Genomic DNA, 25,031 nt, shown 5'->3' with positions numbered 1-25,031 from the left:
AATCCGATCGGATCATGCTCTCTCATGCGTAGATGCCGCGCTGTCGTCGCGGCGCTCGTGCTCGCGTTCGTCGCAACCGATGCGAAGGCCGGCTCCCCGGGGTTGGCCGCGCACAGATTCTCTCCGGAGGGCCTCGCCAAGGTCTCCGACTATGTCAGGAACGAGATCGCGAACGGGAAGATTCCCGGCGCGATCCTGCTGCTGCAACAGCACGGCAAGCCGGTCTACTACGAGAATTTCGGGGTTCGCGACCCCACCACCGAGCTGTCGATGAGCGCGGATACCATCTTCCGCCTCTATTCGATGTCGAAGCCGATCACGACCGTCGTCGCGATGATGCTGGTGGAGGAGGGCAAGCTGGCGCTCAGCGATCCGGTCTCGAAATACATTCCTGCCTTTGCGGATATGAAGGTCGGAGTGAAGACGCACGGAGAAGATGGCAAGCCGGCGCTCACACTGGAGCCGCTCAAGCGCGCGGTGACGATCGAAGACCTGATGCGCCACACTTCCGGGCTGCCCTACGGCTACTATGGCGGTGGGCTGGTGAACAAGGCCTATGCCGATGCCGACCTGTTCAAGAGCGACATCTCCAATGCCGAGTTCGTGGCGAAGCTTACCGCGCTGCCGCTCGCCGAACAGCCCGGGACGAGATGGGACTACGGTCATTCCACCGACGTGCTGGGCCGCGTCATCGAAGTGATCACGGGAAAATCCCTGCTCCAGTTCGAGAGGGAGCGGCTACTCGAGCCGCTCGGCATGGACGAGACCGCGTTCTATGTCGCCGATCCCGCCAAGTGGCCGCTGATCGCCGAGCCGATGCCCAATGATCGCGCGATCAGCCCGACCACACAGGTGCGCGATCCCAGGAAGCCGCTGAAATGGCGATCCGGCGGCGGCGGGATGGTCGGTACCGTCAGCGATTACGCACGCTTTGCGCAGATGTTGTTGAACGGCGGCGTCTATGAAGGCCGGCGCTACCTGAAGGCGGAGACCATCGCACTGATGGCGTCGGACCATATCGGCCCCGAGACCGGCGTCGCCCGCGACAAGAACTATTATCCCGGTCCGAATTCGGGCTTCGGCCTCGGCTTCGCCGTCCGCACTTCGGTGCCGGCGAACACGAACTGGCCGCTGGGCGAATACCGCTGGGACGGCGTCGGCGGTACGTTCTTCTTCATCGATCCCGCCGACGATCTGTTTGGAATTTTCATGGTGCAGACGCCGTCGCAGCGCGGCCGGATCCAGCAGGAACTGAAGACGCTGATCTACCAGGCGATGGGGCGGTAGGAATGGCGCGAGGCGGTGGCCATGACGACGCCGCTTCCTCGCAAACCGGTTCTGCCGGCGGTTCGAACAGTCAAAGCGATGTCGCAGCGCGCATCGAACGGGTCACGATGGGGCTGAGGACCGCCGTCATCGTCGATGGCGATGCGCCGATGAGCCTGTCCGAGCGGATGGGCGAACTCCGCGTCCCGGGTGTCAGCATCGCGGTCATCAGCGGCGGCGTCATCGAATGGGCGCGCGGCTTTGGCCTCACCGCCATCGGTGGCCCGCCCGTGGTGCCGGAAACGCTGTTCCAGGCCGGCTCGATCAGCAAGCCGGTGACGGCCGTCGCGGCGTTGGCATTGGCGCAGGCCGGGAAGCTCGATCTGGATGCCGACGTCAATCTCGCGCTCAAGGGCTGGAAAATTCCTGACCATCCGTTCAGCCGCCAATCCAGGGTCACGCTGCGCGGGCTGCTCAGTCATTCGGCCGGCACGACTGTTCAGGGCTTTGAGGGCTACCCGGCCGGCGAACCGGTGCCGTCCCTTGCCGAGGTCCTCAATGGCGCGCGGCCTGCGAACAGCGCGCCGGTTTTGGTCGAGCACGAGCCGGGCAAGCAGACGCAATATTCCGGCGGCGGCTACGCGATCATCGAGCAGTTGCTGGTCGACGTGACGGGGCGGCCGTTTCCGGCGTTGCTTGACGATGTCGTTCTCAGGCCGTTCGGGATGACGCATTCCAGTTTCGCGCAACCATTGTCCGCGGATCGCTTGCCGATGGCCGCAACGCCCTACCGCTCGGACGGCGCGCCGGTGCCCGGCGGCCCCCGCATCCATCCGGAACTTGCCGCTGCCGGACTATGGACGACGCCGACCGATCTCGCTCATTGCTTGCTCGCCACGCTGGATGGGCTGACGGGCCGCCGCTATTCCGTGCTCTCGCAATCGACGACTGTGGAGATGCTCTCGCCCGTTCTCGGCAGCGCCGAGGGGCTTCCGCCGGGGCTCGGACGATATGGATTGGGCTGGCTGGTTCGCGGCACCGCGCCTCAACGGCAGTTCTGGCACAACGGCGTCAACCACGGCTTCGTCAACACGATGGTGATCTTCGAGAACGGTGATGGCGCGGTCGTGATGACGAATAGCTGGGGTGGACAGATCCTGGTGGGCGAGATCCTGCGCAGCATCGCGGATGAGTACCGCTGGCCTGATCGCCAGGCCAGGATCAAGACAGTCATCGCAGCGGACCCGCAGGCGCTGGATCGCCTGGTCGGGACCTATCAGTTCACGCCGCAGTTTGCGATCCGCGTCGCCAGGGAGGGCAATCGCCTGTTCAGCCACGCGACGGGGGAGGAGCGTCGCGAGCTCTTCCCCGAGAGCGATCGCACCTTCTTCTTCAAGGTGGTTGATGCGGTGCTATCGTTCGATGGTGACGGCGAAGCTGCAGCGACGCAGTTGATCTTCCACCAGGACGGTAGGGATCACCTTGCGCGACGCGTTCCGCAAGCCAAGCCGTAGCTACGCCGCGCGGACGATGTCCCGGACGTGCCCGACCGCTTCCTCGATCATCTCCGCCGTAACGTCGAGATGCGTGCAGGCCCGGATCCGGCCGTCCATCATCGCCAGCATCACGCCGCGCTTGCGCAGCTCGGCGACCATCTTGTCGCCCGATACGCCGGCACCGTCCGGCTTGAAGAAGACGAGGTTGGTCTCGGGCGTCTGCACCGCGATGCCGTTGATCTGCGACAGCCCGCGTGCCAGCGCCCGCGCATTGGCGTGGTCGTCGGCAAGGCGGTCGACATGATGATCGAGCGCGTGGATGCAGGCGGCGGCACAGACGCCGGACTGCCGCATCGAGCCGCCGAGCCGCTGCTTCCAGCGCCAGACGTCGTCGATGAACGCTCTGGTGCCGGCGATGACGCCGCCGATCGGCGCGCCGAGGCCCTTGGAGAAGTCGATCCAGGCCGAATCCCAGCCCGCCGTCATGTCGCGCGGAGAGATGCCGGAGGCGACGGTCGCGTTCAACAGCCGCGCGCCGTCCATGTGGGTCACGAGCCCATGGGCCTTGGCGATGCCAACGACCTCATCCAGCGCGGCCTTCTTCCAGATCGTGCCGCCGCCGATATTGGCGGTCTGCTCGACGCTGACCAGCACCTGCGGCGGCTGGTAACGGGTACGCGGATGCAGCGCGGCCCGGAAGGTGTCCGGCGTGAACTGGCCATCGTCGCCCGCAAGCTGGGTGATCTGGAAGCCGCCGAGCGCGGCATGCGCGCCGCCCTCGCGCGCGATGATATGCGCGGTGGCGTGCGCCAGGATCTCGTCGCCCGGCCGGCAATAGGCCAGCGTCGCAGCGACATTGCACATCGTGCCCGACGGCATGAACACGGCGGCTTCCTTGCCAAGCAGATCGGCGACGCGGGCGCAGAGCTCATTGGTGGTCGGATCGTCGCCGACCTGCTCGTCGCCGACCTCAGCCTTCGCCATCGCCTCGCGCATCGCCGGCGTCGGTCTGGTCTGGGTGTCCGACAGCAGGTTGATGCGCACGGCGGGCGCCTTCGGATCGGGCGGGGCAGGGGTGTAGTGCATGATGTTTCTCTCGGTCGATTTGCCCTGACTTTAGCCAAACAAAAAGGCCCCGGCAAAACCGGGGCCTTTCCGAACTCGCAATGCTGAACTGATCAGCGCGAATAGAACTCGACGATCAGGTGCGGCTCCATCTGCACCGGGAACGGCACGTCCGAGAGGCCGGGGGTGCGCGCGTACTTCGCGGTCATCTTGGAGTGATCGACTTCGATGAAGTCGGGCACGTCGCGCTCGGGGAGCTGGCTTGCTTCCAGCACCGGGGTGAGCTGCTTGGAGGATTCCTTGACCTCGACGACGTCGCCGACCTTCAGCTTGTAGCTGCCGATGTTGACCTTGCGGCCGTTCACCTTGATGTGGCCGTGGTTGATGAACTGGCGCGCGGCGAACATCGTGGAGACGAACTTGGCGCGATACACCACGGTGTCGAGACGGCGCTCGAGCAGGCCGATCAGGTTCTCGCCGGTATCGCCCTTCAGGCGGCTGGCCTCGACATAGATGCCGTGGAACTGACGCTCGGAAATGTTGGCGTAGTAGCCCTTGAGCTTCTGCTTGGCGCGCAGCTGCACACCGAAGTCGGAGAGCTTGCCCTTGCGGCGCTGGCCGTGCTGGCCGGGGCCGTATTCGCGGCGGTTCACGGGGCTCTTCGGGCGGCCCCAGATGTTCTGGCCCATGCGGCGATCGATCTTGTACTTCGCCTCACTGCGCTTTGTCATCGCGTCCTCTTTGTATAGCCGTCGCTGTCTGGCGTCCGGCGTTTTGTCAGTCCAGGGTTTGAGGAGACGCGCCCTCCTGTGTACCTGCCTAAAGGCCTGTACCGACAGGTCCGCCTCGAAAGCTCGGGGAGAACCACGGGTCGCGAAACGCATCGCGGGCCGAAACCGGCCCGCGAGCAAGGGTGGTCTTAAGGAGAAAGTCCGGTCCTGTCAAACGAAACACCGGCTATTTGGGGCCGAATCGGCGCAAAATTTGGCAGTTTTTGCCCTTTAGGGGCGGTTTGCGGCTGCCCTAGCCGGTCGGCCTCGTTGAGCGGCGGGATCGCATCCAGCTCCGCGGCAATTTCGCCGCCAAGCACCTGCTCGAGCCGGGTCAGGGTCTGGGCGATCAGGGCGGCGTCGCAGACCAGATGGTCCCAGCGCAGCACCACATCGATGGTGTCGTCCGGCTTGACCACGCCGTAGCTCAGCAGGAACGGGCCGGGGCTCAACGCGTGCAGCTCGCCCGGGCCGTAGGCGGCGACCGAGGTCACGCCGTAGCTGCCGCAGAAATTGGCGCGCTGCCGGCCGAAGTTCATCCCGATCGCCCATGCCAGGCGGCGCAGCGGAATTGGCAGCCGCGTCACACAGAGGGTTTTGCGGAACGAGGGAATCTCGTGCAGCGGCGCGGTCTTGGCGCGCCGGATCAGCGCGTCGACAGCGGTGAGCGTCATCTGGTCGGCGCCGCGGACGCGCTCGAACAGCACGCAGTCCTCACCCTTCTCGACGCGCGCAACGGCCACCATGCCGACGCTGCACGGCAACTCGTAGAGGCAGGGCCACGGCCATTTGACGTGCAGCGTTCGCAGCGTTGGCTCGGTCCTGGCGACCAGCGCGAATGCCTTGACGAAGATCGCGGCCCAGCCTGGTGCCTGTGCCCCGCGTGCGCGGGCCTCGACCACTGCACGGACGTTCAACGAGCGCGTCAGGGAGACGAACGGCACGCCGGCCGACGCGTGCATCAGATCAGCGACGAGACGGCGCGGCAATGAGATCCGACGAAATTCACCGCGCATTTGTTCGGTTCATTTCCCTGCAATCAGGCAAAAAATCAAAGGCCCGGAGAACTCAGGCTTTGCTCGCCGTACCTGAAGCTGACATGAACCAATTGGCCGGAGGCCAATCGGTTTCTGCTCATGGCGCCGGTTTGGCCAAGGGCTCGCCGGCCTTGACCACGTAGACCCCGAGCACCTTGAGCGGCTTGTCGCCGGAAGTCCTGGCATCGTGCACCGCACCTTCCGGAATCTGGTAGGAATCGCCCGCCTTCAGCTTCAGCGGCGGCTTGCCGTCGATCACAAGCTCCAGCTCGCCTTCGAGCACATAGCCGGTTTCAGCACCCGGATGGCTGTGACGCCCCGACGCACCCCCTGCCGGAACCTCTGCAATCGCTGTGACCGTGTTGTAGCCCGCCGGAAAATCGACCTTCTGCAGCGGCGTTCGCTTGATGCCGCTCTGCTGCGCCAAGGCAGCGCCAGCACCAACAAAACCAGCGCCGGCGCCGGCAAACGCAATCACGGTGAGACCCAGCAGCAAATTCCTGAACATGCAATTTCCTCCCAACCCGCGAAACTCTAGCAGCGTGGAATCGCGGCGAAAAGCAGGCGTTGTGTGATGTACGCTTTCGACAATGGGATTAGTCCGTTCATCCGGTCGTGCTGGCCGTCATGGAATTATCCGCGGCCAAGCTTACAGTGGGCTTACCTGCTGTTCAGGCAATTGCGGCGTGCAGGCGCGGCGGCTCATCGCAGCCGCGCTGGGGCGGTGCTGGGGTTCCGTCATGACAGGGCTGGAACTTGCTCGCCATCGCGCCTACCGCCTGATCCCGGCGAACGCGGCGGCGATGCCGCGCTGGAATAGCGACCAGTCGAAGCCGAGTGCGAGCGCGAGGTAGCCGCGGTCGATCATCGCGTTGGCCTGCTCGGCGGTGCGGGCGACGCCGCCGATCGGCACGCCGCTCCTCATGATGCCTTCCTCGGCACGCTGCATCAGCGCGATCACTTCGGGATCGTCGGGCAGCCCGCGCTTGTTGATCGAGGTGGCGAGATCGCCGGGGCCGATCACCGCGAGGTCGATGCCGGAGGTTGCCATGATCTCGTCGATGCGATTCACGGCATCGACATGCTCGATCGTGATCATGCAGATCATGTCGTCGTCGGCGGTCGCCATGTAATCGTTCATCGAGACGCCCCAGCGGAACGGTGCATGGAACGGACCCCACAGCCGGTCGCCGTTTGGTGGATAGCGCACGCTGCGCACGGCTTTCTCGGCGTCGGCGCGGTTGCAGATCATCGGAAAGTTGATGCCGAGCGCTCCGATGTCCATCGGCGCCTTGGCAAGGTGCGGCTCGTTGGCTGATATCCGCACCATCGGCACGCATGGCGTTCCCGAGGTCGCCACGATCATCGCATGCGCGGTGCCGAGATCGATCGGGCCGTGCTCGAGATCGACGATGATCCAGTCCAGCGACTGCGCCATGATCTGCACGGTCTGGATGCTCGGAATGGTCGCGATCGCGCCGAAGGTCGGGCGCTTGTCGCGCCACGCCTTGCGCAGGCGATTGAGCGGCGTCAGCGGTGCTGAGGTCAATGCAGGGCTCCCTCGGTGAGGCGAGGGCAAACTAGCAGCGCGTTGTGGCGACGGAAAGGATCAGGCCGGGACGCGGCCGCCGAAGAACGGCGTCAGCGCCGCGGTCAGGGCATGCGGGCGGTTCGAGGTGAAGATCATCTCGGCGCCGGCTTCGTCGCTCTCCCCGCCTGCCGGGCCGAGCAGGTCGGCGACCCGGCGGGCGATCGCCGGCGCCGGATCGATCCAGTCGACCGGCCAGGGCGCGAGCCGCGTCAGGCGCTCCAGTAGCAGCGGATAATGCGTGCAGGCCAGCACCACGGTGTCGGTGCGGGCCGGGTCGTCAGCGCCATCGCCGACGAAGCAGGGCGCGAGCTCGGCCGCGATGTCCTCGTCGCGCACGGCCTTCCCGCTGAGGGCCGCTTCCGCCAGAGAGGCGAGTTCGCCGGAGCCGACCAGGGTGACCTCGCAACCCTGCGCGAAATCGGAAATCAGCTTGCGGGTATATTCCCGCTTCACGGTGCCCCTGGTGCCGAGCACCGAGACGCGCCGTGTCTTCGACGAGGCGCAGGCCGGCTTGATCGCCGGCACCGTGCCGACGAAGGGCAAAGGATAGGCGTCGCGCAGATGCGACATCACGAGCGTCGATGCCGTATTGCAGGCGATCACGACGAGGTCGGGGGCATGGGCCTCGATCAGCTCGCCGACCAGCGGCACCACGCGGGCGATGATCTCGTCTTCGCCATGGTGGCCATAGGGGAAGAACGCGTCGTCGGCGACATAGACGAAGTGCGCGTCGGGCCGGGCCCGGACGATCTCGCGCAGCACGGTGAGGCCGCCGAGGCCGGAATCGAACACAAGGATGGTCGGGGGATTGGACACGCGGAAATTCTATCCGAACCAGGGTTACCATTCAGTTGTTTTTGGCTATCTAGCGTCTGCGGCCGACAAAAGGCGGTGAAGGCGGGAATTTCATATGGCCTTGACCGATCCCTGCAAGTATCTCGGCAAACTATTGCTGCGACGTGCGAAATCCTAACGGGGCATTCGACCATGATCCGCAATACGACGGCAAGCTGGGGCTCGCTCGCCCGCGCGTTTCACTGGGTGCTGGGCGTCACCATCATCGGCATGCTGGCCTATGGCTGGTGGATGAACCACATCCCGGCGCGGGCGGACAAGTTCTTCTACCGGTCGATCCATGCCGACATCGGCTATCTGGTGCTGCTGCTCACGGTGCTCAGGCTGGTGTGGCGCGGAGTCAATCCGACGCCGGCGCTGCCGGCCGACATGCCCTCCTGGCAAAGGATCGCCGCCCGGGTCAACCACGGCGCACTCTATGCCGTCACCATCCTGGTGGCGATGCTGGGCTGGGCGCATTCCGGATCCCGTGCGCAGGACTATTCGAGCTTCTTCGGCCTGTTCCACGTTCCCCAGATCACCTCGCCGGACAAGGCGGCGGCGGATGCCTATGAGGGACGCCACATCTTCTTCGCCTATGTGCTGCTCGCACTGATCGTGCTGCATCTCGGCGCAGTCGCCTTCCATCATTTCGTCAAGCGCGACCGCGTCGCCGCTCGCATGATCGGGGCGGGTGAGGCCGACCCCGCTCGCTAAAGCATGATCCGGAAAAGTGCGAAGCGGTTTTCCGAAAAAATCATGCTCAAACAAAGAGCTGAAGCGCGATGACGATTCAACCCAATCTCATCGCGCTTTAGGCGCCTCACCAAGCGACTTGGGCGGCCAGCCCCAGGGCGAGCGGATCACCGTCAGATCGTGGCGTCGGGTTGGCGACGGGGCTAATCTGGCGGTCAAGCCGGGAGGGCCATCGCGGCCGGTACGCTCGTGGACGACCTTGCACGGGACAATGCAAATTGGCGGATGCCGGATGAGGGCGCGCCGCATGCCGCGACCTGGATGGCGTTCGGCGCCAGCGCCGCGATCTGGGGCGGCAAGCTGCTTCCGGCGGCGCGGGAAAATCTCGCCGGCATCGCCAAGGCGATTGCGGCCTACGAGCGCGTCAACATGCTGGTGCGCGAGGAGGACCGCGAGATTGCCGCGCGGCTCTGCGGCCCCTCGGTCAGCCTCGTCATTCGACCGGTCGATGACGTGTGGATGCGTGACACCGGACCGGTGTTCGTGAGGGACCCGTCCGGGCAGCTTGGCGCGATCGGTTTCAACTTCAACGGCTGGGGCAACAAGCAGCGCCACGCGCTCGATGCCGAGGTCGCGGAATACGTCGCCCGTGCCGCGAACGCGACGTTCGTCAAGGCCGGCCTGGTGCTGGAAGGCGGCGGCATCGAAGTCGACGGTGAGGGGACCGCGATCGTCACCGAAAGCTGCGTGCTCAACCCCAATCGCAATTCCGGTGTCTCCAAGGAGAAATGCGAGGCCGAACTGTCGCGCCTGCTCGGGTTGGACAAGATCATCTGGCTGCCAGGGATCGCCGGCAAGGACATCACCGACGGACATACCGACTTCTACGCACGATTTGCCGGTCCAGGCGTCGTCGTGGCCGGCCTCGAGCCGGATCCGTCGTCGTTCGATCACGCGGTGACCAGGCGGCACCTCGATCTGCTGCGCGGCGCGGTCGACGCGAAGGGCCGGCATCTCGACGTCGTGGTGTTGCAGGGCCCGTCGACGGTGCGCCCCAAGCACGGTACGAAGGACTTCGCTGCCGGATACATCAACTTCTACGTCTGCAACGGCGCCGTGATCGCGCCGGAATTCGGCGATGCGGCCGCCGACCGCAATGCGCGCGACATCCTGCGGGAGCTGTTTGCGGACCGGGAAATCATCCAGCTCAACATCGACGGCATCGCCGCCGGCGGCGGCGGCATTCACTGCACCACGCAACAGCAGCCGCGTTCGTGATGTGAATGGCCCGGCCGCGATGGATCGCGGCCGGGCCATTCGTCGTTCATCGGTTGCGCGGGCGGTGCTAGCCCGCCGGCATCTGCTTCTCGACCAGGCGCACCCAATAGGACGCGCCGTGGCCGAGGATGTTGTCGTTGAACTTGTAGGCCGGGTGGTGGCACATCGGGCCGTCGCCCATGCCGAGGAAGACGAAGGCGCCGGGGCGCGCTTCCAGCATGAAGGCGAAATCCTCGGCGCCCATCACCGGCACCAGATTGTCGTTGACGCGGTCGGCGCCGACCACGTCGCGGGCGATCTCGGCGGCGATGCCGGCCTGATGCGCATGGTTCAGCGTGACCGGATACATCCGTCCATAATCCGTCTCGGCCGATCCGCCATAAGCCTTGGCGATGCTGGAGGCGACCTCGCCGATCCGGCGCTCGACCATGTCGCGCACGCCGGGGTCCAGCGTGCGCACGGTGCCGCCCAGCGTGACGGTCTCCGGGATCACGTTGAACGCGCTGCCGGCCTCGAACATCGTGATCGAGATGACGGCCGATTTGAGCGGGTCGAGATTGCGTGACACGATCGATTGCAGCGCATTGATGATCTGGGCGCCGATCAGGACGCTGTCGATCGCCTCGTGCGGCGCGGCGCCGGCGTGGCCGCCCTTGCCGCGGACGACGATCTTCAGGGTGTCGGACGAGGCCAGCATCGGGCCGGGCGTGGTCGCGAAATAGCCCTCGGGCAGGCCGGGCATGTTGTGCAGGCCGTAGACCTCCTGGATGCCCCAGCGGGTCATCAGCCCGTCGTCGACCATCGCCTTGCCGCCGGCGCCGCCTTCTTCGGCAGGCTGGAAGATCACCACCGCGGTGCCGTCGAAATTGCGCGTCTCGGTGAGGTATTTCGCAGCGCCGAGCAGCATCGCGGTGTGGCCGTCATGGCCGCAGGCGTGCATCTTGCCGGGGACCTTCGAGGCGTAGGGCACGTCGGCCGCCTCCACGATCGGCAGCGCGTCCATGTCGGCGCGCAGCCCGATGGTCTTGCCCGAGCCGTTCTTGCGGCCGCGGATCACGCCGACCACGCCGGTGCGCCCGATCCCCGTCACCACCTCGTCGCAGCCGAACTCGCGCAGTTTGTCGGCGACGATGCCGGCGGTGCGGTGCACCTCATAGAGCAATTCAGGGTTCTCATGGAAGTCATGGCGCCAGGCGGCCATTTCATCCGAGAGGGCGGCAACGCGATTGACGATGGGCATGGGGAGGGTCCGTTTCTTGTGGGCTTTGTAAGACGGGTCAGCGTAGCGCAACCCGCTGCGATGTCACGCGGGAATGGCGGCCTCGCTCAGGCCTCGCCGAACACCCGCTTGAAAATTGTGTCGACGTGCTTGAGGTGATAGCCAAGGTCGAACTTCTCCTCGATCTCGGCATCGGTCATGTATTTCGTCACGTCGGGGTCGTTCTTCAGCAGCGTCTGGAAGTCGCCTTCGCCACGCCACACCGGCATCGCGTTGCGCTGCACGAATTTGTAGGCGTCCTCGCGGCTGGCGCCCTTCTGGGTCAGCGCGATCAGCACGCGCTGCGAGTGCACCAGGCCGCCGAGCCGGTCGAGGTTCTTCTGCATGTTCTGCGGATAGACCAGCAGCTTCTCGATCAGGCCGGCGAGCCGGACCAGCGCGAAGTCGAGCGTGACGGTGGCATCGGGGCCCATCATGCGCTCGGCCGAGGAGTGCGAGATGTCGCGCTCATGCCACAGCGGGACGTTCTCCAGTGCCGGCGTCACATAGGCGCGCACCATGCGCGACAGGCCGGAGAGATTTTCCGACAGCACCGGATTGCGCTTGTGCGGCATTGCCGACGAGCCCTTCTGGCCCTCGGAGAAGAACTCCTCGGCTTCCAGCACCTCGGTGCGCTGCAGATGGCGCACCTCCACCGCGAGCCGTTCGACCGACGCGGCGATCACGCCGAGCGTGGCAAAATACATCGCGTGGCGGTCGCGCGGGATCACTTGGGTCGAGACTGGCTCCGGCCGCAGCCCCATCGCTTTCGCAACGTGCTCTTCGACCCGCGGATCGATCTGCGCAAAGGTGCCGACCGCGCCCGAAATCGCGCAGGTCGAAATCTCGTCGCGCGCGGCGACCAGCCGGGCGCGGGCGCGGGCGAACTCGGCATGGGCATAGGCGAGCTTGAGGCCGAAGGTGACCGGCTCGGCATGGATGCCGTGCGAGCGGCCGATGGTCGGCGTCATCTTGTGCTCGAAGGCGCGGGTCTTCAGCGCCGCCAGCACCCGGTCGAGATCGGCGATCAGCAGGTCGGCGGCGCGCTTGAGCTGGACATTGAGGCAGGTGTCGAGCACGTCGGAGGAGGTCATGCCCTGGTGCACGAAGCGCGCCTCGGGGCCGACGATCTCCGCGAGGTGGGTCAGGAAGGCGATGACGTCGTGCTTGGTCTCGCGCTCGATCTCGTCGATTCGCGCCACATCGAAGGTGGCGTCCTTGCCCTTGGCCCAGATCGTCTTGGCGGCTTCCTTGGGGATCACGCCGAGCTCGGCCAGCGCGTCGGCGGCATGCGCCTCGATCTCGAACCAGATCTTGAAACGCGTTTGCGGCTCCCAGATGGAGGCCATTTCCGGGCGGGCATAGCGGGGGATCATCGAGAACTCCGAATCGGACGGGGCGGGGCGCGCAAAACGCGCTCCGGCCGATCCGATTTTACGCTGCGCTTTAGCAAATCGGGTCGGCCGAAGCCACCTTTTCGGGGCATTTGGCGGGGAAAACCGGCCGAAACCGGCGGTTGGTAGCCCGGATTGGCGCAGCGATATCCGAGGCCTTGTTTCGCCTCGCCCCGCTTGCGGCGAGAGGCCGGAACGCATCGCCGGATGCGCTCGGGGTGAGAGGGGCCTCCGCGAAATTCGGCTGTCAACGTCTTCGCGGAGATAGCAAGAACGGGGAGAGGGAGCAGTTAGAGGTTCGCCAGGCCGCATTCGACGGCGAGGCGGACCAGCTGGGCGTCGGTCCGCATCCCGGTCTTGGCCTTGATCAGATAATGGTAGTTCTGCACGGTTTTGGTGCTGAGGTTGAGGTTGGCGGCGATCTGCTCCTTGGTGCTGCCGGCCGCGAACTGCCGCAGGATCTCGATCTCCCGCTCGCCGAGCTGGTCGAGCGCCGATCTGGTCGGCACCAGGCTCTCCAGCGCGAGCACCCGCGCGACGTCGTCGCTCATCGCGTGCTCGCCGCGCGCCACCGAGCGGATCGCCGCGATCAGCTCGGCCGGCTCGCTGCCCTTGGTGACGAAGCCGGAGGCGCCGGCGCCGAATGCCGCCTTCACCTGGGCGGCCTCGCTGTGCATGCTGAAGACCAGGATGCGGGCGTCGGCATCGCGCGCGCGGATGTTGCGGATTGCCTCCAGGCCGCTCGCGCCGGGCATCGAGATGTCCATCACCACCACATCGGGGCCGTGCGACTTGAACGCACGGTAGGCGTTGGCGGCGTTGTCGGCCTCGGCGACCACGCGGAAATCGTCCTGATGCTCGAGCACGCGCCGGTAGCCCTGGCGGACCACGGGATGATCGTCCACCAGCAGGATCGAGATGCCCCGGAGGGTTGCGGTGGTTTTCGCGGTCGTCATCTCAGGCGGCGAGCGGGATCGTGGCGGCGACGGAGAGGCCGCGGCTGGCGCGCGCGATCGACAGCGAACCGCCGAGTGCTGCGACGCGCTCGCTGACGCCGGTGAGGCCGAAGCCCGCCGACTGCGCCACCTTGGCGGCATCGCCGCCGCCGTCATCCTCGACCCGCACCAGCAGCGCGTTTTCAGTTCCGCTGCGCCGTTCGATCCGCAGCACGATCTCGCGCGCCGAGCTGTGGCGCAGCGCGTTGGTCAGGCATTCCTGCGCGACGCGATAGGCAGTGACCGCGACCGTGCCGCTGATGTCGGCGAGGTCGCCCTGCAGATCGAGCTGGATCTGCGGCTGCGTCGCGCGCGACCGCCAGCTGTCGACGAGGGCGACCAGGCTTGCCTCCAGCCCGAGCTCCTCGGCCGGCGGATGGCGCAACCGGTTCAACGTGTCACGCAGGCAGGCGATGATGCGGCGCGTGGCCTGCGAGATCATCCGCGCGTCCTGCGCGATTTCAGTGCCGGCGGCGTATTCGTCGCCGGCGCTCGCCTCGATCGTGGTGGCGAAGGCCAGGATCGCGGTGAGATTCTGGCCGAACTCGTCATGCAGCTCACGGGCCAGCGCGCGACGCTCGTCGCTGCGGATTTCGAGCAGCCGCCGGGTCAGCAGCGTGCGCTCCTCCTCGGCCTGCGCCAGGCGATCGCCGAGATCGCCGACGGCGCGTCCGATCATCGCGAGCTCCATCGATCGGATGCGCGGCAGCGGCGTACGATACTCGCCGTCGGCCATGCGCCGCAGCGCCGACACGATCGAGTGGGCGGGCGCCAGCGTATGCGCGATCGCGAGCGACGCGAGCAGCGCGATGGCGAGCGCCATCAGCAGCGCGACATGGATGTTGTCCAGGATGTGCCGCCAGGCGAGCGCGGTCGCGGCCTCCGGATCGGCGATGGCGCGGACGGCTCCCGCGGTCGTGGCGCGGGCGCTGATCGGCCGCTCGACGGTGGCGTGATCGCCGAGCACCGCCTGCACCGTGGCCGCGAACCAGCGCGGCGGCGCCTGGCCGATCCCCTTGCTCTGGCCGCAGAGCGGCCTCTCGAAGGCGCCGGCCGGTTCGAACTGCACGCAGATCCCGGGTGCGATCAGGCCCATGGTTTCGATGGTGCGCCAGTCCGGCGCCGGCAGCAGCTGTTCCCGCATCCGGTTGCTGCGCAGCAGCAATTCGCGCCAGTACAGCGCCTCCAGTGCCTGCGAAACTCGCTCGGCGGACGCCGACGTGGCGCGATCGACGCTGCGATAGGCATCGATCGTGGCCCAGACGGTGGCGGCGCCAAGGCACAGCGCGACGATGACGAGCAGGCGGGCGACCAGTTGAAGCACGAGGCGCATATGATCACTCCACGGCCGGAGCATGATCCCTCGCGATAAACGCGGCACGCGCTTGCGCGGAGATCGCGCTCAAAAGAGCGGCGCGAAGCCTAACAGCAACCCCATTCCCGGCAAGGACAAGCATGCGCAGCGATGCAGGTCGGGAAATTTGCCCGACCAAACCTGGGCAGATGTCTTTGGACGACGCCCGCCGGCTCTGCTCTAACCGAAGGCGAGGCCCTCCCGGAGCCTCATGGAACAACCGCCACAGGGAGCGAGCGCAGCATGAATGCCAAGGTCGGCGCCGCGGCCGCTTCGGCCGGCACGGATGCGGCGGAGCGCAGCGTGCTGCTGCTCTGGATGATCTTCACCGGTCTTTCGGTGTTCGCCGCCTTCCTGCTGTGGCGCTACGGGCTGATCCGCCTGATGGTCAGTTCCGACCGCACCTACATTTCCAGCGTCATCGCGGTGCTCTACGTCGTCACCTGCGTCCATTGCTTCTGGCGGACGCGGGCGATCGCGCGGGAAGGCGAGGTGGCGCGGTCCTGCCGCACGATCCTCGCCGCGCCTGACGGCGCCAAGGTTCTTGTACCGGATGCGCGCGGCTTGCCCGGTGGCCTCGTCACCGATCACATCAAGAGCCTGGTTCAGAAGGCCGACGCGCAAGCCAAAGGCCGCATCGACCAGACCCTGCTGCTGCGGACGCTGGCGGATCGCTTGCGCGGGTCGAACGGCTTCGGCGCCTTCGTCTCCGACACGCTGATGAAGCTCGGCCTGCTCGGCACCATCATCGGCTTCATCATCATGCTGGCGCCGATCGCCTCGCTCGATGCCGCCGACAAGGTCGCGATGAAATCCTCGATGGGGCTGATGAGCGACGGCATGGCGGTTGCGATGTACACGACGCTGGCCGGGTTGATCGGGTCGATCCTGGTCCGGATCCAGTACTACATGCTGGATTCCGCGACCCAGCGGGTGTTCTCCGATGCCGTCGTGCTGACCGAGACGCACGTCACGCCCGCTCTCGAACGTCGCCTTGGTACGCCGCCATGATGGACGAGTTCGGGCTCTATCCGCGCGAGGAGCCGTTTGATCCGCTCGGTGTCATGCTGTTCAAGGCGCTGCAGGTGATCGCCTTCCTGTTCTTCCTCGCGCTGCTCGCGGTGTCGCCGGACTCCAAGGACGGCAAGATCGAATCCAAGGCGGAGTTCATCATCACGATGGACTGGCCGGACAACCATCCCGACGATCTCGACCTGTTCGTGCAGGACCCGGCCGGCAACATCGCCTGGTACCGGCATCGCGAGGCCGGCTTCCTGACGCTCGATCGCGACGATCGCGGCGGCGCCAACGACTTCATCGTGGTCAACGGCAAGAAGATCGCTTCGCCAATCCGCGAGGAGATCGTCACCCTGCGCGGCGTCGTCGCCGGCGAATACACCGTCAACGTCTCGCATTTCCAGGCCACGACAGGCGAGCCGGTGCAGGCCAATGTCAAGGTGCAGAAGCTCAATCCGACGGCGCAGGTGATCTTCGACGACAAGCTGACCGTCGACCACACCGGCGACGAGAAGACCGCGGTGCGATTTCGTCTCGATGCCGAGGGCAAGGTGATCAACGTCGACCGGCGGCCGAAATCGCTGCTCGAGACTTTCCGCAGCAGCTGGCGCAACGGTGCCGATCTCGATCCGAACACGGGGGTCCCGAGATCCGGCGTGAGGGTGCTCCGTCGTGATTAGCCTGCAATCAGTCATCCTCACGCTTGCGGTCGCCTACGCGGTGGTCGGCGCGCTGCTCTTGATCGTGCTGGTCTATGCGCGGCTGCACTGGTCGCTGAAGGCCGTCGTCATCGTCGTGACCAGCGCCTTCTACTTCGTCAGCTTCGGCGGCATGCGCGGCCTGCTCGGCTGGGCCTCCGCGGAGAAGCTGCCGGCGAACTTCAAGCTGCTCTCGACGCGGATCGTGGAGCCGCACTCGCTGGAGGGCGATCCAGGCTCGATCTATCTGTGGGTCGAGGAGCTCGACGAGGACAACCGCCCGAGCGCGGTGCCGCGCGCCTTCCGCATTCCCTACAGCGACGCCCTGGCCGAGCAGACCCACACCGCCGACAACGAGATCAAGGCCGGGCATCCGCAGGGCGGGCGGGCGGCGGATTTCGGCGGCGGTGACGGGACCATCATGGACTTCGTCAGGGAGTACATCACGCCGAAGACGATTGTGGAGACCACGGGCGGCGATTCCACGACAGGGACGTTCGTGGCCCCGCCGGCGGGCGCGCAGGGATCGGTTTTCACCCCGCTGCCGCCGCCCCGGATGCCACCCAAGGACGAGCAGCGATAGGGCGACGCGGGCCGGCCGGGCGATGGCACAAAAGTAGGGATCGCCAATAATCAGTCAGCGGAGCGGACAGTAGTCATCCGGAATTCCTCAATTGCCTGAACCGTGTAGACTTTGGGCTAACCGGGGCTAGATTTTATCCCGAAGCCATTTTCCCGGCAAAGGGGCCGCTGCGTGAAGCGGCCCCTTTCGATTCTGCCGCCAGATCCCGACCGGCATTTTCCAGCAAGGCCGCGCTCCGTGCATGGCTGTCATCTCACACCGTCTCGCTGACAGATATTGAAATCTGTCAGCGAGACGGTGTATACACAATCCAGCCCAAGGGAGGAGGGCGCCCAGTGGCTGTTCCGGCGTTTGGCCGGGGAAGCCGTACTTAATTTGACCACCTCGAAGGACTACCTCCATGACGATAGAAATCTTTCAATTGACCGCCCAGATTCAACAGTGGCTCAACCTTCGCGTCGCCCGCCATTTGGCTGCCCAGGCCGCCAAGTTCACCCGCGGGCAGGACAGCGATAACCAGACGGTAAACGCATGAACGAGGCGGTGGTTTTGACACCCGAGCGGATTCTCGAGGCAACTGAGGATGTCTTGAGACGCTACGGGTTGACCAAGGCCACCGTTGTCGACGTGGCCCGTGCGCTGGATGTCAGCCACGGCAGCGTCTACCGCCATTTCCCCAGCAAGGCCTCGCTGCGCGACGCGGTCGCCAAACGCTGGCTGGACCGCGCCAACGAGCCGCTCTGCAAGCTCGCAGCCGGCGACGGCCCGGCGCCGGAACGGCTGGAGAAATGGCTGCGCACCGCCTTCTCGATCAAGCAGAAGAAGGTCTGCGACGATCCGGAGATGTTCGCGACCTACCTTGCGCTGGCGCAGGGCGCGCGCGAGGTGGTGGAAGCCTACAAGGACAAGCAGGTCGACCTGATCGCGAAAATCCTGTCCGACGGCGTCGCGCAGGGTGTGTTCGAGATGGACGACGTCAAGACGACGGCGCGCGCCGTGTTCGACGCGACCGTCCGCTACCATCACCCGGCGCATGCCGAGGAATGGGCCAAGCCGGAATGCCCGTCACGGATCGATGCCCTGATCGCCCTGCTGCTGCGCGGCGTGCGGGTGTGCAAGCACTAGCCTGCTTTCTTCCAACATCCTCTGACGACCTGATGCCTCCGGCCGATTGCGAGGCCGGGGCCGCGTGTGCTTGATATCCGTCAAGATCAGTCGTGCTTTTCTCGATCATTCTGCGGACCACGATGCGGCTTGCACTGCTTGCGGATATCCATGCCAACCGGCAGGCCTTCGCCGCCTGCCTGGATGCCGCGCGTGCGCGCGGCGCGGAGCGGCTGATCTGCCTCGGCGATATCGTCGGTTACGGCGCCGATCCCGAATGGGCCGTCGACACGGCGATGGACCTCGTCGCCAACGGCGGGATTGCGGTGCGCGGTAATCATGACAATGCGATCGGCGAGCCCAGCGACAGCATGAATGCCGATGCGCAGGCCGCCATCGACTGGACTCGCAATCGGCTCAGCGCCGAGCAGAAGGCCTTCCTCGCCGGCCTGCCGATCCTACGCGCGGAGGACAACCGGCTCTACGTGCATTCCGAGGCCTCCGACCCCGCGAAATGGCGCTATGTCCGCGACACGTCGGATGCCGCGCGCAGCATGATGGCAACCGAATTGCAGATCACCTTCTGCGGCCACATCCATCGTCCCGGCCTCTACTCGATGTCCTCGACGGCGAAGATGACGAGCTTCGTTCCGACCTCGGGCGTGCCCGTACAGCTTCTGACCGGGCGGCGCTGGCTTGCGGTGCTCGGCTCGGTCGGCCAGCCGCGCGACGGCGATCCGGCGGCGTCGTTTGCGATGTTCGACACGGCAAGCCGCGAGATCACCTATCATCGCGTGCCCTACGACGTCGCGACCGCCGCGGCACGCATCAAGGCGAATGGCCTGCCGCTCTGGCTCGCCGACCGCTTGTCGATCGGCAGGTGACCGACATGGCGGCGCTGACGATGCAGCCCGGCGCCGAGATAGATGGCTTCACCATCGGCGAGCGCGTGCACCGTGGCGGCATGGCGACGCTGTGGACGGTCACCCATCCGGGCATCAACGTGCCGCTGCTGATGAAGGTACCGCTCACCTCGGAAGGCGAGGATCCGGCCGCGATCGTCAGCTTCGAGATGGAGCAGATGATCCTGCCGCGGCTGTCGGGGCCGCACGTGCCGGCCTGCTTCGGGACCGGCGATTTCGAACGCCAGGCCTATGTGGTGATGGAGCGCATCCCCGGCCAAACGCTCTACAAGCGGCTCGACGCGCTGCCGTTGCCGTACGACGAGGTGCGGGTGATCGGCGGCAAGGTCGCCGCCGCGCTCGCCAGCCTGCACCGGCAGAACGTCATCCATCACGACATCAAGCCGAGCAGCATCATGTTCCGCGAGCGCGGCGAGGCGGTGCTGATTGATTTCGGCCTCTCGCATCACCAGCATCTGCCCGATCTGCTGCAGGAGGAGTTTCGGCTGCCTTACGGCACCGCGCCCTACATGGCGCCGGAGCGCCTGCTCGGCGTCCGCGACGATCCGCGCAGCGACCTGTTTTCGCTCGGCGTGCTGCTCTATTTCTTCACCACCGGCGTCCGCCCGTTCGGCGAGACCGAGAGCCTGCGCGGCATGCGCCGGCGGCTGTGGCGCGATCCCACTCCGCCGCGCGAGCTCAAGCCCGACTATCCGCCCTGGCTGCAGGAGATCGTGCTGCGCTGTCTGGAGATCGACCCGGCCGCGCGCTACCCGACTGCGGCGCAGCTCGCGTTCGATCTCGGCCATCCAGAGCAGGTCAAGCTGACGGCTCGGGCGCAGCGGCTCAAACGCGACCCGCTGAGTACGGTCTGGCGCCGCCGTTTCAATCTCGGCGCGGCGCCGCCGCAGCCGAAGTCCAACGTCGCGGTGCAGCTCGCATCGAGCCCGATCGTTGCCGTTGCGCTCGATCTCGGCGAGGGTACCGAGGCGCTGAACGAGACCATCCGCGTCACCGCCGAGCAGGTGTTGTCGACCTCGCCGTCGGCGCGGCTCGCCTGCGTGAATGTGTTAAAGCTCAATCGCCTCGCGATCGACCGCAGCCACGACGAGCAGGGCCAGAACAAGCATGTCGACCGCCTGGTGGCGCTCCAGCATTGGGCACGCCCGTTCCGGCTCGAGGAGGGGCGGCTGACCGTGCATGTCCTGGAGGCGATCGATCCGGCCGCCGCCATCCTGGAATTCGCCGCGGTCAATCTGGTCGACCACATCATCGTCGGCGCGCGGCAGTCCTCGATGCGGCGCGCGCTGCTCGGCAGCGTGTCTGCCCAGGTCGCCGGGGAAGCGCCGTGCACCGTGACCGTGGTGCGGCCGTCGCGGTTGGCCGCGATGGATACGGGCGACGCCGCGGCGGATGCCGCGCCGACGCCCCCCGCTTTGTTCTAAATCGCTTCGCCGCGCGCCTCGGCCGCGGCGTGGCGGATCGCGGCGATGTTGGTCTTGTAGGCCTCGAGCGTGCCGCCCTTGAACACCGCGGAGCCCGCGACGAAGGCATTGGCGCCGGCGGCGGCGAGCTGGCCCGCGACGTCGGGCGCCACGCCGCCATCGACCTCGATGTCGATCGGGCGGCCCGCGACCATCGCCCTGACGTCAGAGATCTTGCCGATCGCCGAGCGGATGAAGGCCTGGCCGCCGAAGCCGGGATTGACCGACATGACAAGCACGAGGTCGATCAGGTCGAGCACATATTCGATCGCGCTCGCCGGCGTCGCCGGATTGATCGAGACACCGGCCTTCTTGCCGAGCGCGCGGATCGCCTGCAGCGAGCGATGCAGATGCGGGCCCGCCTCGGCATGCACGGTGATGTGGTCGCAGCCCGCCTTGGCGAAGGCCTCGAGATAGGGGTCGCAGGGCGAGATCATCAGATGCGCGTCGAACACCTTCTTGGTGTGCGGCCGCATCGCCTTGATGACATCAGGGCCGTAGGAAATGTTCGGCACAAAGTGTCCGTCCATCACGTCGAGATGGATCCAGTCGGCGCCGGCCTGGTCGACGGCGCGGACCTCCTCGCCGAGCTTTGAGAAATCCGACGCCAGGATCGACGGAGCGATGATGAGGGGACGCGGGGTGAATGGCTGAGTCATAGCGCAGTTCCGGAAGACTTCAGGGGGCGACGGGTGATCCCGCCTAACACGCGCAGGCGTGGCGGGCAATGCGAGCGGACGGCGGCTGGAAGCCGGAAATTCCTGCCGCCAACGGCAGTTCTTGCCGGGTGCGCGGAACCCGCGTCGATGTGCCAAGGCCTGGTTTTATTGGGTTTTTGCCATGGCATGCCCCTTGCTCCGCCAATGACAAGCGTTTGAGCCGCCAGGCGCGGCCTTGTTGGAGTATTGCCATGTTATTTGCCATTGGCGCTGCGTCATCCGCCGTCGATCTTTTGAGCTCGCTGATGTCGTCGAAGTCGACGACCCAGACCGGGAGCTCCACCCAGGGAAATCAGACCACCGGGCTGTTCGACCTCTCGACCGCGACATCGACGTCGAGCAGCACCAGCGGCGGATCGGGCGCCGGCACCCCGCAGATTTCGCCGCAGACCATGAGTGCGCTGCTCGACGCGCAGAGCCAGGCGACCGCTTCGACCGGCACGGCTTCAACCAGCACAACGCCGACCAGCCGGTCGGATGCGCTGAAGGACCTGTTCTCGCTGATCGACGCCGACGGCAACGGCCAGATCACCAAGACCGAATTCGAGAACGCGCTCGGCGCCGGCGGTACCAACATCGCGCAGGCCGACGATGTGTTCTCCAAGCTCGACAAGAACGGCGACGGCAGCGTCAGCCTCGACGAGATGTCGCAGGCCTTGCAGGGCCACAAGGGCGGCGGCCATCATCACCATCACATGGAAAGCGGCTCGACCGATGGATCCGGCTCGAGCGGCGGCTCGGGTGGCTCGAGCTCCGATCCGCTGATGCAGGCGCTGGACGGCGCAACCTCGACCTCGGTGACCAACAGCGACGGCTCGACCACCACGACGACGACCTATGCCGACGGCTCCAAGGTGTCGATGACGACGCCGGCCACGGCGTCGGCCAACAGCAGCGCGAATTCGTCTTCCGCCGGCAACAAGGCCACCTCGTCCTACAATTTCATCGAGCAGCTGATCCAGCGCCAGTCGCAGGCGATCTCGGCCCAGGCCTCATCGTCGCTGTCGGTCAGCGCGTAGCTCGTCATTGCGAGGAGCTCGGCGACAAACTTGCAAAGCAATTTTGCGCTGGAGCGACGATGCAATCCATCTGTCCGCATGTGCGGATAAATGGATTGCTTCGCTTCGCTGGCAATGACGGGAGAGTGACGATCTAACCGAACCGGTCCCGCCAGCTCGGCAGCGCGCCGGGGAAGGGCAGGGGGGTCGCTGAATGGACGCCGCGAGCGATCGCGCGTGCCACCGTGTTGGCGGCGATCGCACCGAGCTTGGTCAGCCCGAACAGCGGATCGACCGGCTTGGCACCGGTCGCGGCGGCAAACACCACATCGCCATCGAGCGGGGCGTGCACTGGGTAGATCGCGCGCGCCATGCCGGTCTGTGCGATCATCGCCAGCCGCCGCGCCTGCGGTTTCGTCAATTGCGCATCGGTCACGACCACGACCAGCGTCGTGTTCTCGGCGGCGGTAGCGTCCGTGCCGCCCTTCAGCCGCGGCTTGAGCATGTCCTGTGTGAACGAGGGTGGCAGGCCGCGTCCGCCGAACTCGCTGTTCACCTCGAACGGCGCCGCCCAGAACCAGGGGCCGTTGCCGACCGCGACGCTGCCGACCGCGTTGACCACGGCGAGCGCTGCGACCTTGACGCCGTCGTCGGTCACATCAGACGCCGAGCCGAGGCCGCCCTTGAGGTTGGCTGTTGTCGCGCCCATGCCGGCGCCGACGCTGCCGAGCTCGAAGTCGTCGGAGGCGGCATTCGCCGCCGCATAGCCGAGATCGCGATAGGGCGGAAAGCGTCCCCACGCCTTGTTGCCGCCGTTGAGCAGGTCGAAGCAGATCGCGCCGGGCACGATCGGGATCACCGCGTCGCGGATGCGAAAGCCGCGGCCGCGCTCGGCAAGCCAGGCCTGCACGCCGCCGGCGGCATCGAGCCCAAGCGCGGAGCCGCCGGACAGCGTGATGGCGTCGATCGCTTCGACGACATTATGCGGCGACAGCAGCGCGTCCTCGCGGGTGCCCGGACCGCCGCCGCGGACATCGATCGAGGCGACCGCCGGCCGTTCGAACAGGATCGCGGTGACGCCCGAGGCGATCACCGCGTCGTCGGCGTGGCCGACGGCAACGCCGGCAATATCGGTGAGAAGGTTTTTCACGATTGGGCCCGTCCGCCTGCTGTCCGATCGATCCGGTATAGCAGCCGCGGTACCAAAGAAAAACGCCCCGGCGGACCGGGGCGTTTCGTATCTCTGATCGGATCAGGCGCGGGGGGCTCAGGAGCCCTTCGGGTTGATCTCGGTGTAGTTGCCCTTGGCGTCCCACTTGTAGACGACGTAGTCGATCGCCTTGATGTCGCCTTTGGCGTCGAAGCCCATCTTGCCGAGCACGGTGTCCCAATCGCCGGCCTTGATGGTCTCCATCACCTTCTTGGCGTCGGTGGTGCCGGCCTTGGCGACGGCCTGCGTCCACACCTGCATCGCGGCGTAGGTGTAGAGCGTGTAGCCTTCGGGGTCGATGTTCTTGGCTTTGAACTTCTCGACGATCGCCTTCGCGGTCGGCTTGTTGCGCGGATCGGGGCCGAAGGTGAACAGCGTGCCTTCGGCGGCCGGGCCGGTGATCGAGGCGAACTCCTTATCGTTCATGGCGTCGCCCGCCATCAGAATGGTCTGCAGGCCCTGGTCGCGCATCTGGCGCAGGATCAAGCCGGCTTCCTGATGGTAGCCGCCGACATAGACCAGATCGATGTTGTCGCGCTTCAGGCGCGAGACGATCGAGTTGAAGTCCTTGTCGCCCTTGTTGTAGGACTCGAACATCTTCTCCTGGAAGCCGGCCTTGTTCAGCGCCTTCTTGGTCTCGTCGGCGAGGCCTTTGCCGTAGGTGGTCTTGTCGTTCAGGATCGCGACGTTCTTGCCCTTGAAGTTCTTCACGATGTAGTCGGCGGCGACCAGGCCCTGCTGGTCGTCACGACCGCAGACGCGCGCCACGTTCCAGAGCTTGCGCTCGGTGAACAGCGGGTTGGTCGAGGCCGGGGTGATCTGCAGGACGTTGGCGTCGGCATAGGCCTCGGAGGCCGGGATCGACGACGACGAGCAGAAATGGCCGGCCACGAACGGAATCTTCGACGAGCCGATCTTCTCCGCGATCGAGCGCGCCTGCTTCGGATCGCAGGCATCGTCGTCGGCTTCCAGCGCGAGCTTCTTGCCGAGCACGCCGCCGGCGGCGTTGATGTCGGCGACTGCCTGCTCGGCGCCGTTCTTCATCTGCCGGCCGAAAGCGGATTCGGAGCCCGTCATCGGACCCGCGACTGCGATGGTGATGTCTTGCGCGAATGCGCTCGCCGACAATGCGAACGAAGCGCCCAATGCCAGGCCGATCAGCTTCAGTGATTTCATGAGACGTCCCTCGTGGTCGTTGCCTCTTGCGGAAGGGCCCGGCACGCCGGGCCCTCAAACCGCGGGCATTCTCGGCTGGTTTCGCGGCGAAGTCACCGGCAATTTT

23 protein-coding genes and 1 pseudogene are annotated in these 25,031 nt (G+C 66.0%); 11 read left to right on the top strand and 13 right to left on the bottom strand.

Annotated features, from left to right (window positions below; genetic code table 11):
• Nucleotides 1–24: 24 nt before the first annotated feature.
• Both JQ507_21200 and JQ507_21195 read left to right on the top strand, forming a co-directional pair.
• A complete protein-coding gene (locus JQ507_21200) occupies nucleotides 25–1,287 on the top strand; it encodes a beta-lactamase family protein (GenBank protein ID QRI67487.1) in 1,263 nt (420 codons plus the stop codon).
• A gap of 2 nt (nucleotides 1,288–1,289) precedes the next feature.
• On the top strand, nucleotides 1,290–2,780 hold the full coding sequence (locus tag JQ507_21195; GenBank protein QRI67486.1) for a serine hydrolase: 1,491 nt from the start codon (nucleotides 1,290–1,292) through the stop codon (nucleotides 2,778–2,780).
• Here the strand turns inward: JQ507_21195 and JQ507_21190 are convergent, their stop codons facing one another.
• The 6 genes and pseudogenes from JQ507_21190 to JQ507_21165 all read right to left on the bottom strand — a co-directional run bounded on the left by JQ507_21190 (nucleotide 2,781) and on the right by JQ507_21165 (nucleotide 8,041).
• Complete coding sequence (locus JQ507_21190) at nucleotides 2,781–3,848, bottom strand: threonine aldolase family protein (GenBank protein QRI67485.1); 1,068 nt, start codon at nucleotides 3,846–3,848, stop codon at nucleotides 2,781–2,783.
• Between the two features lie 92 nt (nucleotides 3,849–3,940).
• Entirely contained in the window at nucleotides 3,941–4,558 is a 618-nt protein-coding gene (rpsD, locus tag JQ507_21185) for a 30S ribosomal protein S4 (GenBank protein QRI67484.1), read from the bottom strand.
• 323 nt (nucleotides 4,559–4,881) lie between these two features.
• Nucleotides 4,882–5,613 (bottom strand): annotated as a pseudogene (locus JQ507_21180) (acyltransferase).
• Between the two features lie 118 nt (nucleotides 5,614–5,731).
• Nucleotides 5,732–6,112, bottom strand: a complete 381-nt coding sequence (locus JQ507_21175) for a cupin domain-containing protein (protein QRI73447.1) — start codon at nucleotides 6,110–6,112, stop codon at nucleotides 5,732–5,734.
• 294 nt (nucleotides 6,113–6,406) lie between these two features.
• Nucleotides 6,407–7,183 carry a 2,4-dihydroxyhept-2-ene-1,7-dioic acid aldolase gene (locus tag JQ507_21170; protein QRI67483.1) on the bottom strand — a complete coding sequence of 259 codons (777 nt, stop codon included), beginning with the start codon at nucleotides 7,181–7,183 and terminating at the stop codon, nucleotides 6,407–6,409.
• Between the two features lie 60 nt (nucleotides 7,184–7,243).
• Nucleotides 7,244–8,041 carry a glutamate racemase gene (locus JQ507_21165; protein QRI67482.1) on the bottom strand — a complete coding sequence of 266 codons (798 nt, stop codon included), beginning with the start codon at nucleotides 8,039–8,041 and terminating at the stop codon, nucleotides 7,244–7,246.
• Between the two features lie 171 nt (nucleotides 8,042–8,212).
• On the opposite strand from JQ507_21165, the gene JQ507_21160 reads away from it, so the two are divergent.
• Both JQ507_21160 and JQ507_21155 read left to right on the top strand, forming a co-directional pair.
• Complete coding sequence (locus JQ507_21160; GenBank protein ID QRI67481.1) at nucleotides 8,213–8,776, top strand: cytochrome b; 564 nt, start codon at nucleotides 8,213–8,215, stop codon at nucleotides 8,774–8,776.
• Nucleotides 8,777–9,040: 264 nt separating this feature from the next.
• A complete protein-coding gene (locus JQ507_21155; GenBank protein QRI67480.1) occupies nucleotides 9,041–10,033 on the top strand; it encodes an agmatine deiminase family protein in 993 nt (330 codons plus the stop codon).
• Between the two features lie 67 nt (nucleotides 10,034–10,100).
• On the opposite strand, the gene JQ507_21150 is transcribed toward JQ507_21155, so the two are convergent.
• The 4 genes from JQ507_21150 to JQ507_21135 all read right to left on the bottom strand — a co-directional run bounded on the left by JQ507_21150 (nucleotide 10,101) and on the right by JQ507_21135 (nucleotide 15,013).
• Complete coding sequence (locus JQ507_21150) at nucleotides 10,101–11,273, bottom strand: amidohydrolase (protein ID QRI67479.1); 1,173 nt, start codon at nucleotides 11,271–11,273, stop codon at nucleotides 10,101–10,103.
• An 86-nt stretch (nucleotides 11,274–11,359) separates the two neighbouring features.
• Nucleotides 11,360–12,667 (bottom strand): adenylosuccinate lyase, encoded by a 1,308-nt coding sequence (locus tag JQ507_21145; protein QRI67478.1) that lies wholly within the window; start codon nucleotides 12,665–12,667, stop codon nucleotides 11,360–11,362.
• 308 nt (nucleotides 12,668–12,975) lie between these two features.
• Nucleotides 12,976–13,641: a response regulator transcription factor gene (locus JQ507_21140; protein ID QRI67477.1), complete on the bottom strand. Its 666-nt coding sequence runs from the start codon at nucleotides 13,639–13,641 to the stop codon at nucleotides 12,976–12,978.
• Between the two features lies 1 nt (nucleotide 13,642).
• On the bottom strand, nucleotides 13,643–15,013 hold the full coding sequence (locus JQ507_21135; protein ID QRI67476.1) for a HAMP domain-containing protein: 1,371 nt from the start codon (nucleotides 15,011–15,013) through the stop codon (nucleotides 13,643–13,645).
• 264 nt (nucleotides 15,014–15,277) lie between these two features.
• On the opposite strand from JQ507_21135, the gene JQ507_21130 reads away from it, so the two are divergent.
• The 6 genes from JQ507_21130 (at nucleotide 15,278) to JQ507_21105 (ending at nucleotide 20,783) form a co-directional block, all read left to right on the top strand.
• A complete protein-coding gene (locus tag JQ507_21130) occupies nucleotides 15,278–16,045 on the top strand; it encodes a MotA/TolQ/ExbB proton channel family protein (protein ID QRI67475.1) in 768 nt (255 codons plus the stop codon).
• Entirely contained in the window at nucleotides 16,042–16,731 is a 690-nt protein-coding gene (locus tag JQ507_21125) for a hypothetical protein (protein ID QRI67474.1), read from the top strand. Before JQ507_21130 ends, JQ507_21125 begins: the two co-directional genes overlap by 4 nt.
• Nucleotides 16,724–17,332, top strand: coding sequence for a hypothetical protein (locus tag JQ507_21120; protein ID QRI67473.1), 609 nt, complete (start codon nucleotides 16,724–16,726; stop codon nucleotides 17,330–17,332). The genes JQ507_21125 and JQ507_21120 overlap by 8 nt, the downstream gene beginning before the upstream one ends.
• 531 nt (nucleotides 17,333–17,863) lie before the next feature.
• On the top strand, nucleotides 17,864–18,457 hold the full coding sequence (locus JQ507_21115) for a TetR family transcriptional regulator (GenBank protein ID QRI67472.1): 594 nt from the start codon (nucleotides 17,864–17,866) through the stop codon (nucleotides 18,455–18,457).
• Between the two features lie 122 nt (nucleotides 18,458–18,579).
• Nucleotides 18,580–19,320 (top strand): metallophosphoesterase family protein, encoded by a 741-nt coding sequence (locus tag JQ507_21110; GenBank protein QRI73446.1) that lies wholly within the window; start codon nucleotides 18,580–18,582, stop codon nucleotides 19,318–19,320.
• A 5-nt stretch (nucleotides 19,321–19,325) separates the two neighbouring features.
• A complete protein-coding gene (locus JQ507_21105) occupies nucleotides 19,326–20,783 on the top strand; it encodes a protein kinase (GenBank protein QRI67471.1) in 1,458 nt (485 codons plus the stop codon).
• On the opposite strand, the gene JQ507_21100 is transcribed toward JQ507_21105, so the two are convergent.
• A complete protein-coding gene (locus JQ507_21100; protein QRI67470.1) occupies nucleotides 20,780–21,481 on the bottom strand; it encodes a ribulose-phosphate 3-epimerase in 702 nt (233 codons plus the stop codon). The genes JQ507_21105 and JQ507_21100 overlap by 4 nt on opposite strands.
• A gap of 251 nt (nucleotides 21,482–21,732) precedes the next feature.
• Between JQ507_21100 and JQ507_21095 the strand changes: the two genes are divergently transcribed.
• Nucleotides 21,733–22,560 carry an EF-hand domain-containing protein gene (locus JQ507_21095; protein ID QRI67469.1) on the top strand — a complete coding sequence of 276 codons (828 nt, stop codon included), beginning with the start codon at nucleotides 21,733–21,735 and terminating at the stop codon, nucleotides 22,558–22,560.
• Nucleotides 22,561–22,693: 133 nt separating this feature from the next.
• On the opposite strand, the gene JQ507_21090 is transcribed toward JQ507_21095, so the two are convergent.
• Together JQ507_21090 and JQ507_21085 are read right to left on the bottom strand one after the other, a co-directional pair.
• On the bottom strand, nucleotides 22,694–23,689 hold the full coding sequence (locus tag JQ507_21090) for a P1 family peptidase (protein QRI67468.1): 996 nt from the start codon (nucleotides 23,687–23,689) through the stop codon (nucleotides 22,694–22,696).
• 117 nt (nucleotides 23,690–23,806) lie between these two features.
• On the bottom strand, nucleotides 23,807–24,925 hold the full coding sequence (locus JQ507_21085; GenBank protein QRI67467.1) for a branched-chain amino acid ABC transporter substrate-binding protein: 1,119 nt from the start codon (nucleotides 24,923–24,925) through the stop codon (nucleotides 23,807–23,809).
• Between the last annotated feature and the right edge of the window lie 106 nt (nucleotides 24,926–25,031).

It is taken from the genome of Bradyrhizobium sp. PSBB068 (assembly GCA_016839165.1).
Taxonomy (GTDB): Bacteria; Pseudomonadota; Alphaproteobacteria; order Rhizobiales; family Xanthobacteraceae; genus Bradyrhizobium.
The sequence above is the reverse complement of the archived record's forward strand: the minus strand, read 5'-3'. Positions and strand labels throughout refer to the sequence as shown.

Bases quoted from the DNA above. Each gene is read 5' to 3' on its own strand.
- JQ507_21200 (QRI67487.1), top strand. From the start codon at position 25: ATGCGTAGATGCCGCGCTGTCGTCGCGGCGCTCGTGCTCGCGTTCGTC.
- JQ507_21195 (QRI67486.1), top strand. From the start codon at position 1,290: ATGGCGCGAGGCGGTGGCCATGACGACGCCGCTTCCTCGCAAACCGGT.
- JQ507_21190 (QRI67485.1), bottom strand. From the start codon at position 3,848: ATGCACTACACCCCTGCCCCGCCCGATCCGAAGGCGCCCGCCGTGCGC.
- rpsD (QRI67484.1), bottom strand. From the start codon at position 4,558: ATGACAAAGCGCAGTGAGGCGAAGTACAAGATCGATCGCCGCATGGGC.
- JQ507_21160 (QRI67481.1), top strand. From the start codon at position 8,213: ATGATCCGCAATACGACGGCAAGCTGGGGCTCGCTCGCCCGCGCGTTT.
- JQ507_21155 (QRI67480.1), top strand. From the start codon at position 9,041: ATGCCGGATGAGGGCGCGCCGCATGCCGCGACCTGGATGGCGTTCGGC.
- JQ507_21150 (QRI67479.1), bottom strand. From the start codon at position 11,273: ATGCCCATCGTCAATCGCGTTGCCGCCCTCTCGGATGAAATGGCCGCC.
- JQ507_21145 (QRI67478.1), bottom strand. From the start codon at position 12,667: ATGATCCCCCGCTATGCCCGCCCGGAAATGGCCTCCATCTGGGAGCCG.
- JQ507_21140 (QRI67477.1), bottom strand. From the start codon at position 13,641: ATGACGACCGCGAAAACCACCGCAACCCTCCGGGGCATCTCGATCCTG.
- JQ507_21135 (QRI67476.1), bottom strand. From the start codon at position 15,013: ATGCGCCTCGTGCTTCAACTGGTCGCCCGCCTGCTCGTCATCGTCGCG.
- JQ507_21130 (QRI67475.1), top strand. From the start codon at position 15,278: ATGAATGCCAAGGTCGGCGCCGCGGCCGCTTCGGCCGGCACGGATGCG.
- JQ507_21125 (QRI67474.1), top strand. From the start codon at position 16,042: ATGATGGACGAGTTCGGGCTCTATCCGCGCGAGGAGCCGTTTGATCCG.
- JQ507_21115 (QRI67472.1), top strand. From the start codon at position 17,864: ATGAACGAGGCGGTGGTTTTGACACCCGAGCGGATTCTCGAGGCAACT.
- JQ507_21110 (QRI73446.1), top strand. From the start codon at position 18,580: ATGCGGCTTGCACTGCTTGCGGATATCCATGCCAACCGGCAGGCCTTC.
- JQ507_21105 (QRI67471.1), top strand. From the start codon at position 19,326: ATGGCGGCGCTGACGATGCAGCCCGGCGCCGAGATAGATGGCTTCACC.
- JQ507_21100 (QRI67470.1), bottom strand. From the start codon at position 21,481: ATGACTCAGCCATTCACCCCGCGTCCCCTCATCATCGCTCCGTCGATC.
- JQ507_21095 (QRI67469.1), top strand. From the start codon at position 21,733: ATGTTATTTGCCATTGGCGCTGCGTCATCCGCCGTCGATCTTTTGAGC.
- JQ507_21085 (QRI67467.1), bottom strand. From the start codon at position 24,925: ATGAAATCACTGAAGCTGATCGGCCTGGCATTGGGCGCTTCGTTCGCA.